General features: G+C 68.6%; 10 protein-coding genes. 2 read left to right on the forward strand and 8 right to left on the reverse strand.

The annotated features are described in order from the left end of the window. Positions 1–13: 13 nt before the first annotated feature. The 8 genes from ACFY2X_RS23465 to ACFY2X_RS23500 form a co-directional block, all read right to left on the reverse strand. Positions 14–1252, reverse strand: a complete 1239-nt coding sequence (locus tag ACFY2X_RS23465; protein WP_389941020.1) for a cytochrome P450 — start codon at positions 1250–1252, stop codon at positions 14–16. Further along, entirely contained in the window at positions 1253–3385 is a 2133-nt protein-coding gene (locus ACFY2X_RS23470; RefSeq protein WP_389941022.1) for a lipopolysaccharide biosynthesis protein, read from the reverse strand. A 6-nt stretch (positions 3386–3391) separates the two neighbouring features. Next, positions 3392–4201, reverse strand: coding sequence for a polysaccharide deacetylase family protein (locus tag ACFY2X_RS23475; protein WP_389941024.1), 810 nt, complete (start codon positions 4199–4201; stop codon positions 3392–3394). Further along, positions 4198–5139 carry a glycosyltransferase family 2 protein gene (locus tag ACFY2X_RS23480; RefSeq protein ID WP_389941026.1) on the reverse strand — a complete coding sequence of 314 codons (942 nt, stop codon included), beginning with the start codon at positions 5137–5139 and terminating at the stop codon, positions 4198–4200. The genes ACFY2X_RS23475 and ACFY2X_RS23480 overlap by 4 nt, the downstream gene beginning before the upstream one ends. 2 nt (positions 5140–5141) lie before the next feature. Then, positions 5142–5972, reverse strand: coding sequence for a glycosyltransferase family 2 protein (locus ACFY2X_RS23485; RefSeq protein WP_389941028.1), 831 nt, complete (start codon positions 5970–5972; stop codon positions 5142–5144). Positions 5973–6223: 251 nt separating this feature from the next. Beyond that, positions 6224–7342, reverse strand: a complete 1119-nt coding sequence (locus tag ACFY2X_RS23490; protein ID WP_389941030.1) for a GNAT family N-acetyltransferase — start codon at positions 7340–7342, stop codon at positions 6224–6226. A gap of 890 nt (positions 7343–8232) precedes the next feature. Next, positions 8233–10005, reverse strand: a complete 1773-nt coding sequence (locus tag ACFY2X_RS23495; protein WP_389941032.1) for a substrate-binding and VWA domain-containing protein — start codon at positions 10003–10005, stop codon at positions 8233–8235. A 175-nt stretch (positions 10006–10180) separates the two neighbouring features. Further along, complete coding sequence (locus tag ACFY2X_RS23500; RefSeq protein WP_389941034.1) at positions 10181–10816, reverse strand: hypothetical protein; 636 nt, start codon at positions 10814–10816, stop codon at positions 10181–10183. A gap of 148 nt (positions 10817–10964) precedes the next feature. On the opposite strand from ACFY2X_RS23500, the gene ACFY2X_RS23505 reads away from it, so the two are divergent. Beyond that, positions 10965–11738: a DUF4184 family protein gene (locus ACFY2X_RS23505; protein ID WP_389941036.1), complete on the forward strand. Its 774-nt coding sequence runs from the start codon at positions 10965–10967 to the stop codon at positions 11736–11738. Beyond that, entirely contained in the window at positions 11731–12708 is a 978-nt protein-coding gene (locus ACFY2X_RS23510) for a TrmH family RNA methyltransferase (RefSeq protein WP_389941038.1), read from the forward strand. The genes ACFY2X_RS23505 and ACFY2X_RS23510 overlap by 8 nt, the downstream gene beginning before the upstream one ends. Positions 12709–12749 lie beyond the last annotated feature (41 nt).

The following is a 12749-nucleotide window of genomic DNA, read 5'->3' on the forward strand; positions in this document are numbered from 1 at the left end:
CTTTCTCGAAATCCTAGAAGTCGAAGCTCAGGCGCTGGATGCCGTTGTCGAAGTTGGAAAGCAGGTATTCGGGCTCGTCGGTGGCCCGGATGCCGGGCAGGCGGGTGAACAGCTCACGGAAGATCACGGTGAGTTCCCGCCTGGCCAGATGGGCACCCAGGCAGAAATGCGGGCCCGGACCTCCGAACCCCACATGGGGGTTCGGCGACCGGGTGATGTCGAAGGCGTCCGGGTCGGCGAAGACCGCCCCGTCACGGTTGGCCGAGACGTAGAGCAACGCGACCCTGTCGCCGCGCCGGAAGGCGTGGCCGTTCAGCTCGCAGTCTTCGGTGACCGTACGGCGGAACTGCATGATCGGCGTCGCGTGGCGGACGATCTCCTCGATCGCCGTGGGGATGTACCGGTCAAAGTCGGACAGCAGCAACTCCCGCTGCTCGGGATGGGCGGAGAGCAGATGGAGCCCGTGCGCGATCGCGTTGCGGGTGGTCTCGTTGCCCGCCACGAGAAGCAGGGTGAAGAACGAGCCGAGCTCGCGCGCCGTCAGACGCTCGCCGTCGACGTTCGCGTGGACCAGGGCGGAGATCAGGTCGTCGGACGGATCGTCCCTGCGCAGCCGTCCGAGGCGGATCACCAGGCGTTGCAGGCTCATCAGGGCCGAGGCGTTCCGCACGCCCATGCGCAGCGCCCGGAGCAGATCGGAGCGGACCCCGGAGTACTCCGTAGAGGTGTCCACGTGCCGGTGGACCTCGCGCCTGGCCTCGCCGGGGATGCCCATCATGTCGCAGATGACGTTGATGGGCAGGCGGGCGGCCACGGCCGTGACGAAGTCGCCGGGCCGGTGCGCGAGCACGTCGTCCACGATCTCGGCGCTGGTCCTTCGCAGATCCTCCTCCATCTTGGCCAGCATCCGGGGAGTGAAGGCACGGGCCACGATCCGCCGCAGCCGGGCATGACGGGGATCGTCCATGTTGACCAGCGCCTCACCGAACACGTGCCGCACCCACCCGGGAGGCTCCGGGCTCGACACGGCGGGCTCGCTGCTGAACGTCGCGGGACGCCTGCTCGCCTCCACCACGTCCGCATGCCTCACCAGAGCGTGGAAACCGGTGCCCGAGCGTAGAAGGGGAACACGGCGCTCGGGGAAGAACCTCGGTTCCGGGAGCTCCCGCAGCCGGGCGAAAGCCGCGAGCCGCGCCTGCGGAGGCTGCGTCCAGAACGCCAGATCAGCCAGGTCGTCAGTGATCACGTTCATCTAGGCCGCCGTTCTCATCGTCTCGTTGTCGACCGTCTCCACCGTCTCGGGACGCCGTCGCCCCTTGCGCGCCAGCGCCAGGGTGAGGGCGAGAACGCAGAGGCCGAGCAGGCAGAGCAGAGACGTCTGGATGGATTCCGCGGGAGCGAGCCAGAGGCCGATCGTCGTCAGCATCGCCAGCGGCCACCGGAACCGTTCGTCACGGTGGACGGTCCGGGCCACCAGCAGGGCGGGGGCGAGTGCCACGACGGCGAAGGCGACCGGTCCCCACACCAGCAGCGGAGCGGGATCGGCGAGCCCCATGGCGCGGGCCACGAAGGCGGGCAGGGCCAGGAGCAGGTCTCCGCCGGATGCCTTCCCCGTGGTCATGATCTGCGCGACCTTCCCGGCGAGGGCACCGGCCGAGCCGGCCGGCGCCTCCATCCCGTGCAGGCACAGGGTCACGGCGACAAGCTGCGCCCAGAGCACCGGCCGCCGGCGGCTCATGGCAAGTTCGGCGACGAAGGCCACGACCACCAGCCCGACGCCCGCCAGGGCCGTCGCGGCGGCCGGTGGGAGGGCGAACGATCCGCCGGACACGAAGGCGAGCGCGACGATCGCCAGGCCCTCGGCGGTGATCAGCGGTGGCAGCCACGACCTCGCCCGCACCGGCCACGGCGTGCGGGGCCGCGCGGGCATCTCCATGTCGGCGGAGGGCATCCGGCCGGGCACGGCGGCCAGGGTGGGCTGCGCATCGACGATCATCATCACCAGCGTCGGAGTCTCGTCCGGGGAAAGCTCGATGTCCGGTGCCCGTACCCCTCGCAGCACCTTGACCAGGCCCGGCGTGACGGCGATCGCGACGATCGCCTGGGCGGCGAGGGTGCCGAGGCCCACGCCGGTGATGCCGTGGAACTGGAAGAGGACGAACGACAGCCCCACGACCAGGACGCACAGCAGCGCCTGGAGCGCGAGCAGCGCCCGCACCCTGCTGCGGGCGCGAAGCACCCCCAGATAGATCTCGATGACCGCGTGCGGGATGGACGCGAGGGCGAGCAACCGCAGGACGTTCGCGCCGTGTTCGGCATACGACGGGTCCCAGCCGAGCCGGAGGATCAGCGGCGCGGTCAGCGCGGCCACCGCCACCACGGGGACGAGGAGCATCATGGTCCGCCGGAGTGCCAGCCTGCACTTGCCCGCGAGCAGTGAAGGGTCTCCGGAGCCCTCGATGGTCAGGGAGATGGCCATGTTGAGCGCGAGCATGTCGAAGACACCGACGAGCGTGACCGCCGCGCCGTAGTAACCCGCCGTCCTCGCGTCCACGCCCGCGGACACCAACGCCGGCACGAGGTAGACGCTGGCCAGGATGAACAGCGTGCCGGGGAAGTCTCCGGCGAGGAAGCGGCCCATACGGCGGAGCCGGGGCGGGGCGCGGTGGGCGTTGCGCGCGGCGGCGGTCGGAGCCAGCCTGCCGAAGATCGCGATACTGACCGGGATGACGGTGACGGCCACCGGGATCGTCCAGGCCAGGAAGATCCCGGTGCGGGGGAAGAACGGGGCCAGCACGACCAGCAGCGCGACTTTGGCCACCCCGACGGCTATCCCGATCAGGGGAACCCACGTGGCCTTGCCCAGCGCGGTGAGCACCACGTCCTGGAGCGTGAACATGCACCAGAGGAAGACCGACAGCAGGAACCAGCCGGCCATGCCGAACCCGCGCAGCTCGCCGAAGTTGGGGCCCCACATGTCCAGGGTGAACAGGAAGAGCACGGTCGCGACGCTCGCCGCGCCACCGCCCACCAGATAGGCGTAACCGACCAGGCGGCCCGTCGTCCGGCCTCCTTCGGGCAGGAAGCGGGTCAGCGCCCCGACGAACCCGAACGCGGTCAGCGCCGCGAGCAGGCGCATCGTGGCGATCAGCGCGAAGCCTCGGCCGTAGTCGCCCTCGTGGGCGTAGAAGCGCACCGCGACGGTCCAGTAGGCCAGGCCAAGGGCTCCGGCGGCGCCCGCGTTGACGATCAGCGAGTAGGCGTTGCGCAGCAGGGGATCGTTCAGGTCTTTGGGGAGACGGCTCCACAGGGTTCGCAGCGGCCCTCGCCGCCGGCTCGCCGTGCCGCCGGAGAGACTCCTGCCGGTCACACTCGTGTCGGTCACCGCCCGTTACCCGTCCCGGTGGATGCTCGAAGAGATCTGCCGCAGCCCGTAGCGCGTACGGCGGACCAGCGCGTATCCCTTGGTGAGGGCTCGCTCCCTCATGTAGAGCACCGGGAGGTTCCGCCCGGCGATCGCCTTGCCGAACTTCGTCATCGAGGTCTGCTCGGTGACCGTCAGCCGGGGCAGCGCCAGCATCTCGTCACCTTCCCGGAAGGCGTCATTGGCCACCGCGCAGGCGGTCCAGTAGCCCGCCTTGCGCACCTCCTGCCGCACCCGCGCGCTGGAGTAGCCATAGGGGTAGGCCATGGTGGCCACCGGCCGGCTGATCTGGTCTTCGAGAAGGGCCTTGTTCGTTCGCAGCTCGTTGCGGAGATCCCGGTCCGGGAGCTGGTCGAGCTGCGGGTGACTGTGGCTGTGACCGCCGATCTCCACGCCGCAGGAGACGGCCTCCCGTATCTGGCTCCAGGTCAGCATGGGAGCCAGCCGCCGCCCGGCCTGCGCGGGGCCGGAGTCCTGCACCCAGCCGCTGGTGACGAAGACCGTGGCCGGATACCCGAACCGCTGGAGGAGCGGCAGCGCCTCGCTGTGGAAGTCGGCGTATCCGTCGTCGAAGGTGATCGCCACCGGGTTGGCGGGCATCTTCTCGGCCCGGTGCATCGCCGCGACCAGGTCGGACAGCGTCATCGGAGTGAAGCCTCGCTCGCGGAGCATGCCGAGCTGCTCGGCGAACCGCCCTGGCGAGACCGCCAGCGGCCGTGTCTCGTCGTTCGGGGAGTCGTTCACCGAGTGGTACATCAAGATCGGAACGCGAGTCATGATCGTCCAAACTTCAGGCGTGCCGTACCCATCAGATAGCCCCAGGTGGTCCAGGCCAGGCCGACCACGATGGCCGAGGCCCGGCCGAGCCCCGGAAGGTCGCCCCGCAGCGCGTCACCGACACCGCGCAGCACCCCCAGGGGCAGGGTCCTGACCACGTAGGCCCGCTCGCTCGAAAGCCCGTCGCCGGCTCCGACATTCGACGCGACGAGGGCCTTGGACAGGCCCTCGGCGTAGCATCGCGACCGGAAATAGGCGAACCCCGCCCGCTGCGCGGAGACCTTGTGCCCGATCACCGCGCCCGGCTCGAACAGCATCACCGCGCCGGGGCGCCTCTGGGACAGGCGGATGCAGAACTCGGTCTCCTCACAGCCGAGCGGGCGGCTCCTGCGGCCTTGCACGCTGCGGCCTATCCCGGTGTGGAACCCGCCGACCTCGCCGATGACCTCCCTGCGGAAGGCCGCGTTGCCGCCCATGACGTTGCGGATCGGCGCCCGCCGTGTGGGCATGCCCCGGTAGGTGCACCCCACGGTCCAGTCGAACTCGCACGGGAACCATCGGGGGCGGCGCCCCGTGCTCCACAGCGGCCTGGTCAACCCGCCCACCCCCACGACGGTCGGGTCCCCGAAGCCCTCCTCCAGAGCCTCCAGCCAGCCGGGTTCCGCCACCGCGTCGTCGTCCAGATAGGCCACGATGTCGCCGGAGGCGGCCGCCGCGCCGGTGTTCTTGCCGCCGGACAGCCCTTTCTCGTGCGTGTTCTCCACCACGAGCGCGTCGCGATATTCCTGCTTGAGCCGAAGGTTCAGATCCGGATTGTGATCGACGACCAGAATGATCTCGTACGGCCTGCGTCGCTGGTTCTTGACCGACTCGACGGCCGCCTGGATGTCCTTCCAGCGTTCCTCGGTGTAAACACAGATGACGACGCTGCTCCTCATGGCTACGCCGCGCCCTGGTCCGCCGCCGGAGCGGTCTGGAGCTCAGGATCCGGTGGGTCGGGATTCCGGCGCCACTCACGCAGGATGGTCCTGAACACGCGCAGCCCGTCTCGGATCGCGCGCAGATTGCTCTCGCCGTGGATCCGGCACCGCTCGTGGCTGGGCACCTCCTGAATGCGAAGTCCGGCCTTGGCCGCGCGGATGTTCATCAGCGTCTCGACTTCGAAACCCTCGCAGTCGAGATCGAGCACCGGCAGGTGCCGGGTCCAGAAGGCGTTGTAGCCGTAGCACAGATCGCTGTAGCGGGTGCCGTAGATCCAGTTCACCAGGGTGGTCAGGACCTTGTTGCCGGCACGGCGGCTGAAGGTGAGGTCGTCACTGCCTCCGCCGGTGGCGTAGCGGGACCCCTTGACGAAGTCCGCCCCGGTGACCAGGGCACCGACGAACTGGATGATCTCGCGGCCGTCGGTGGAGCCGTCGGCGTCGATCATGACGATGATCTCGCTGGTGCACGCGGCGAAACCGGCGGCAAGAGCGTCGCCCTTGCCCTTGCCCCGCTGGGTGACGATTTTTATGTTGGGCCGCAGGCGCCGGGCGACGGCGACGGTGTCGTCCACCGAGTTGCCGTCGACCAGCACGATCTCGTCTATCCACTGCGGGAGCGTGGCGAAGACGTGCGGGAGGTTCTCCGCCTCGTTCATCGCGGGAACGACGACGCTGACGGTCGGGGAGATGGCCATGTGAGGGGTGAGCGGGGTGAACCGCTCGATTGACGGCATGGCGCGCAGCATGCCGTGCTGTTTACCGTTATGTCTGACGGTCTCGGGATTCATGATGACGGATGTTCCTTGGTCCTTCCGTGCGTCCGCTCTCGCCGGGGAGTGAGAACGACACGACTTCGATCGAGGGAGCCTTTGCTTCGGGACTGAGGGATTTCGGGACTTCGGGACTGAGGGATTTCGGGACTTCGGGACTGAGGGATTGAGAACGAGGGGGTTGGGAGTGAGGGATGGTCGGGGGGTGAGGAGCTGAGGCCGAGGGGATGAAGGCGAGGGCTTGAGGGCGAGGGCTTGAGGGGCTGCGGTTATCGCGCCCTGGGCGATTGCTTTGCGGTGAAGCGTGACTGAAGGTGGGATCTCGCCCGTCCGTAGCTCTTGAGCAGCCGGTCCGCGGCTCGGAAGAGGGTGGGGTTGTCCACCACGACGGTGCGGAGTTTGCTGACGGGGACCCGGCGCAGCCACTGGGCGGTGGCCATCGGAGACGGGCGCGCGATGCGAGCCTCGGCCACCATCAGGGCGCCGGTCTTGAGCCACTCCTTGTATTCGCGGCCGCCCTTGCCCATGTCCACCTGGTGCAGGCCCGCTTTCGCGGCGTGTTCGGCCATTTGCAGGTGATGCGTGATCCCGGGGGAGTAGCGCGCGAAGGCGGGGTCGTAGGCGGGAAACCAGCCGACCAGGGTGCGCGCGGTGCGCAGGCCGAAGTGCCCGGCGACGGGAGTGTCTCCGGCGTAAACCATGGTGAGCACGCCGGAGAAGTCGTCTGACCGGTGGGAGTGCAGCTCTTCGACGAGCCGCACGATCCATGGCTGGGCGAAGCGGTCGATCCGCCCCGTCCGCTGGTACTGGTCGGACTTCCAGTTCATGATCGTGCGCAGTGTCCCGGCGTCCGTGGAATCCCACTCGAACCGGAGCTCACCTTGCTCGCGGCCGAGCTTGCGCTCCTTGTAACGGACGGTCTTGTAGTTTTTCGGCGATCCGGCGCGCACCTGGTCGATATAGGCGTCGAAACCGCCGCGGAGATCCATGACGGGGGACGGCCGCACATCCGTCTCATATGGCGCGAACGTGGGCTGGCCTGCGACCAGATAGTCGAAGTCGATGGCGGACAGTTTGCAGGCGCGGAGCAGGTCCCGCGGATCGATCTTCAGCTCGGAAACCGAAATCAGCCCGTGGCAGGTCGTGAGGAATCCCCCCAGGGGTTTGCCGATGCCGAGGCTGTGCCGTTCGTGGGGAAAGAATCCCGCGATCTCACCCGCGTCTTCGATCACCGCGACCCTGACATGGTCACGTAGCCGGCCCATGGCCAGGGTGAAGTCCACGGAGAGAAAAGGGTTGTCGAGGCTGGGGGAGGCTTTCTGGAGCGTGCGCCATCGGGATTTTTCGGACTCGCCGAGCTCTTGCGGGCTTACAACAGTGATCTTCACCCTGACCTGGCCCCCTGTCCGGTCCGTGAACGTGCCTTCCCCTGGTGCACCAGGCGTAGTGCGTAGATGAAGCCGCTGAGCACCGCAATCGTTGCCACTCCGGCGCGGGGTGACCATGCGTCAAAAGAGAGCATCGCAGTGGCAAGAAGAGCGTTTATGACGAGACTTGCCGCCACTCCAGCCGATATTGCCGCGAGATGGTCACGATCGCGCAACATTCCCGCTGCGGCAATTCCGGGAACTAACAAAAGGAACAAAGGGACTAAGATCAAACTCAATGGGGTGTCTATTCCGACCAGGGCGATCATGGCTCCCGCCGCGCACGCAAGGCCGAGAGCCCATCTGAGCACCTTGCGTCGGGTCGGCATCTCCAGGCTCCTGGCTGGTGATCGAGTGGATTGATCGCACATTCATGTGACCAATCTCCCGCGGGCGCGTCAATGCCGACGCCTGACATACCTGTGGGGTTTACCGCGCTGCGGAGGGAAGTTGCAGTTATTGATCATGAAATGATGATCAATAACTGCGGTCCCGACCGATAAGTGATCAATTAGTTGATCAAAAGAGGCCGGGCGGTCAGGCCGTCTCCGACTCGGAACCGGATGTCGTGGAGGCGCGCCGGTGCCGTGACGTCGGCGCGCCGCAGCGCCTCCACAAGCCGTCGGTCGTCGGCTCGGCCGACGGTCGGCCATCACGGGCACGGACATTCCTCCCCGAGGGACAGGCTCGTTCACGGGTCATGCCCGAGACCCCGCACGCGTAGGACGTCATGTGACCGCGGCGGGTTGCCCTGTCCGTTCGGCATCATGCCGACCCGGTATGACCTGGTAAAACTGAAACGGCTGGGTCCTTGGGACGCCAGCCGTACAGGGTGAACGAAGGGGAGAGGATCAGCAGTTGGGCGCGCAGATGCGGCGCTCCATGCCCTTCAGGAAGAACTTGCGGACCTCCAGGATGTCCCGGGCGATGAACGCCTCGCCCCCGGTGGCCTTGGCCAGCGCGTCCATCTGCTTCTTGCCCGCGACGGCGTCGGGGCCGAAGGCGATGAGCAGGATGCTCACCGGCTTCTCCGGGTTGTAGGTCTTCTTGAGGTAGCTCAGGATCTCGGCGTTGGAGATGCCGTTCCGGTCGTCGTTGCCCGCCCCGTCGGTGAGGATCAGCACCGTGTTCATCTTGTCGGCCTGATACTCCTTGGTCATCTGCCCGTAGGCGGCCTTGAGCGTGTCGTTCAGGCCGGTGTCGCCGGTGGGCTTGGCCCGGAACATGGCGAGCTTCTGAATCAGCAGGTCCTTGCGGAGCACGCCGTTGACGCTCTCGGCCAGCGGGCCGACGGGAACCGTCTTGCGGAAGTCCACGCCCTGGCCGGCGAGGTCCGTCGAGAACTCCCACACGCCGATCTCGCTCTTGGCCGGGAACAGCCGCATGCCCTCACCGGCGATCTTCGAGATCATGCGCATCCGGTCCAGGCCGGTGCCGGGGACCGGCAGGGCCATGGTGCCGGAGACGTCCATCAGCGCCAGCAGCCGCGTGCCGAGGTTCATCCGGGACCAGGTCTGCGAGAGCTTCGCGACGGTCTTGGCGTCGGGGGTCTCCAGGGTCTGGGGCGCCTCGGCCTGGAAGCCCCCCGCGTCGGAGATCGCTTTGCCGCCCTTGCCGTCCGGAGTGCGGAAGCCCTGGTCCTGGAGAGTCTTCTTGGCGGCCTCGGTGCCGAGCTCCTTCTGGAAGGCTTCGGCGGCCTTACGCAGGGTGGCGTCCTTGGCGGTGACCACCACCGGGTAATCGAGGTTGATGGTGCCCTCGGCCGGATAGAGCGGCACGACGGGGACGTCGGGCTTCTTGTCGTTGTTGAACGCCCAGACGCTCTGCTCCGAGGCGATGCCGAGAGGGGACCGGCTGCCCTTGACGCCAAGGCTGGACAGCAGCGCCTCCTGGTCGCGGACCGTTGACTCCGACAGTTTCTTCAGCGCTCCCACCAACTGCCCCTGGCCGGTGCCGGAGGCCGTGGCCACCCCGGAGGCGGCCAGAAGCGCGCCGAGCCCGGCGGCGTTGAGCGAGGGTTCCAGCGCGAGCACGCGCACCTTGCGGCCGGGTCCGTCGAGGTTGGCCACGTTCGCGGCGTTGATCATGCCGCTCCAGCTGGCCTCGCCGAAGCTCTTCTTCAGGTTCGGTATCACCGAGCCGGAGGCCGCCATGACGATGGGCGAGTGGGCGATGGTCGCGCCGGGGGCGGGAACCAGCGCGTTCTTGGCCTTCAGGTTGGCCACCCACAGGGTCGAGTCCGGGATCCACAGGTCCATCGCGCTGACTTTGCCGCCGCTGCCGCCCAGCCCCGAGGCCACGGTCGCCGGAGTGCCCTTGGTGACCGCGGTGGTGACGCATTTGCCGTCGACGTCGTGACCGGCCTTGTTGAAGCGCTCGGCGATCTGGGACACGGCGGGTTCGATGTCGGGCGAGGCGGTGACCCGCAGGGTGACGCCGTCTCCGGCGCATCCCCGGTCACGGTTGATGATCACGAAGGCGGCGACACCGAGCAGCACGGCGAGGGCGACGGATCCGGCCAGCGGGACCAGCACCATGCCACGCCCGCCACGGCGCCGCCTGGATGGCTCTTTTTGGGAGTTGTAGCCGTCGTCGAGTTCATCCGTCCGGTGTCGTCCGCCCACGATGCCCTCTTCGGTGTCGATGTCATGGAGCCAGCGGATCGCCTCATCGGGAGGTTCTCCGCAATGTTGACGGAACTGTACTGGGTGCGCTTACTGTGGCAAAACGGCTCTCATGGTGCAGGTATCACCGTACGCGTTAGTAACTAAGGTGTGTGATCTGCGGGGAGAGCCGAGATCAGTGGCAGCAGGAATGCCCGCGCCAGGACTTCCAACCCTCCCGTACGGCCACCGCGGCCAGGAGCACCGCCACGGCGGGATCGGCCCACCACCACCCGGCGCCGTTCAGCGCGAGCCCCGCCAGCACCCCCGCGGCGAGCAGCGCGCACAGCAGGTTCTGGGTGCCCTCGCCCGCGGTCGCCGCCGAGTGCAGCCGGGCGCCGAGCCGCCGCTTGGCCAGGCCCAGGAGCGGCATGCTGACCAGGCTGACCGTCGTCACCACGGCGCCCAGCGCGCTGGGCGCGGCCCGGTGTCCCATGTCCAGGTCGTACGCCACGTGGGCCACCAGGTAGGGGGCGAGCAGCCAGAAGCTGATCGCCACTCCCTTGCGAGCCCTGTCCTCGGCATCCGCCGAGTGGGTTCGCGACCCGGTGAACCGCCACACCACGATGAGGCTGGCCAACGCCTCCACCAGCGACGACATGCCCCACCCGATCAGCGCGACCGAGTGCGACCCCAGCCCGGCGGCGAGACCGAGCACGCTCTCGGCGCCCAGCCAGACCAGGGTGGCGATGGAGAGAGCGCGCGCTCTGCGGGCGTCGCGCAGCCACTCGTCCTCGGCCGCCGGTCGAGTCAGCACGGTCTGGTCAGCCATGTTGGCCCCCCGAATCCCCGCATGACAACACTCAGTAACATACACATCACCGAACGTGGCATCGCGACGAAGCGGCGAAGCGCTCGGCGGCAACCTCGACGGCGTAGTCTCCCGAAGGGGATAAATCCGCAGATTCTCGGGGGAAGTCGTGCCGTTCACGCCCAGCCACATCGCCGCCGTGCTGCCGTTGATCTCCTCGGCACGGGCGCGCCGGATGCTGGATCCATGGGCTCTCGCCCTGGGCGCCATGGTGCCGGACCTGCCGATCTTCCTGCCCTTCCTGCCGGACTACATGATCTGGCACTCCCTCCGGGGCGTCCTCACGATCGACCCGCTCGCCGTCGTCGTGCTGCTGGCGCTTTTCCACGGCCTGCTCCGCGACCCCCTGACCGCCCTGCTTCCCCCCGGCGTCGCGGGCCGGGCCGCCTCGCTGGCTCCCGGGAGGTACGGCCCGCGCCGGCTGCCCACGGTGATCGCGGGCGGTGTCGTCGGCGCCTTCACCCACAAACTGTGGGACTCCTTCACCCACTCCTACAGCCAGGGCGTGTGGGGCTGGGAGTGGCTGACCGCTCCGGTGGCCGGTGGGCTTCCGGCCTTTCGCCTGCTGCAGTATCTGTCCACGGTCGTCGGCCTGGCAGTCGTGACCTGGTGGGCCTGGCGCGGGCTGTCGCGGATGGAGCCGATGACGGTGCCGGAGCGGCTGAAGCTCCCCGGCCATGTACGGCACGGCGTGGTCCTGGCGACCGCGGCCGCCACCGCGCTGGGCGCCGCGATATGGCCGATGGCCTTTCCGGCGCCCACCCTGGCGGGCACGATCACCAGGGTGGGCGCCGGAGTGGTGGTCGGCTGCTGTGCCCTGCTGCTGGTCTACGCGCTGATGTGGCAGCTCAGGCAGGTCATGGCAGTATTCGAAGGTGCATAACACCTCAGATCCCCGCCTGGCCGACTACGCCAACTTGCGCGACGTCGAGCTGCGCAAGAGCCTGGAAGCCGAGCACGGCCTCTTCATCGCCGAGGGGGAGAAGGTGATCCGCCGGGCCGTCGCGACCGGCTATCAGGTGCGGTCGGTGCTGCTGACCCGGCGCTGGGTCGACTCCCTGGCCGATCTGCTGGACGGGCTCGGCGACCGGGTCTACGTGGTGGACGACGACGTCATGGAGAAGATCGCCGGGTTCCCGGTGCACCGCGGCGCGCTGGCCGCGATGGAGCGGCGCGAACTGCCCACGGTGGGCGAGATCCTGAGCGGCGCCTTCCGCGCGCCGGTGTCCGGAGACCTCGCCGGTGACGGCGACGCGGAACGGCGTTCCGGCCCCGCCGCCGACAGTGCCGGGGGTGAGGCCGGCCTCACCGTGGAAGGGCACAGGGGCGACGCCGGCCCCGCCGGACGTGGCGCTCCGCCCCGTCGTGTCCTGGTCCTGGAGGACCTCGTCGACCACGGGAACGTCGGGGCCATCTTCCGCTGCGCCGCCGCGCTGGGCGTCGAGGCGGTGATCCTGTCGCCCCGCTGCGCCGACCCTCTCTACAGGAGATCGGTGAAGGTCTCGATGGGGGCGGTCTTCGCGATCCCGTACGCGCGGATGACCAACTGGTACGACGGCCTCGCGGAGCTCCGCACGGCGGGCTTCCAGACGCTGGCGCTGACTCCCGACCAGGCCGCCACGCCCATGGACAGGGTCACCATGGCGGATCGGGTGGCGCTCCTGCTCGGCTCCGAGGGCGACGGGCTCTCCTCCCGGTGGCTGCACGAGGCCGACGAGCCGGTCTGCATCCCGATGAGCCCGGCCGCGATGGCGTCGGGAGTCGACTCCCTGAACGTCGTGGCCGCCGCCGCCATCGCCTGCCACGGCCTGATGCGGGAAGGTGCCGCGAACCCGCCCCGGCAGCAGGGCTGACCCGCCGGCCCGCTGACCGCACCGTCCGGGCCTGTCTGCAC

The sequence above is a fragment of the Streptosporangium sp. NPDC000396 genome (assembly GCF_042898655.1).
Lineage (GTDB): Bacteria > Actinomycetota > Actinomycetes > Streptosporangiales > Streptosporangiaceae > Streptosporangium.

Coding starts and splice junctions, on each gene's coding strand:
- ACFY2X_RS23475 (WP_389941024.1), bottom strand. CDS start 4,201: ATGACTCGCGTTCCGATCTTGATGTACCACTCGGTGAACGACTCCCCG.
- ACFY2X_RS23500 (WP_389941034.1), bottom strand. CDS start 10,816: ATGGCTGACCAGACCGTGCTGACTCGACCGGCGGCCGAGGACGAGTGG.
- ACFY2X_RS23485 (WP_389941028.1), bottom strand. CDS start 5,972: ATGAATCCCGAGACCGTCAGACATAACGGTAAACAGCACGGCATGCTG.
- ACFY2X_RS23465 (WP_389941020.1), bottom strand. CDS start 1,252: ATGAACGTGATCACTGACGACCTGGCTGATCTGGCGTTCTGGACGCAG.
- ACFY2X_RS23480 (WP_389941026.1), bottom strand. CDS start 5,139: ATGAGGAGCAGCGTCGTCATCTGTGTTTACACCGAGGAACGCTGGAAG.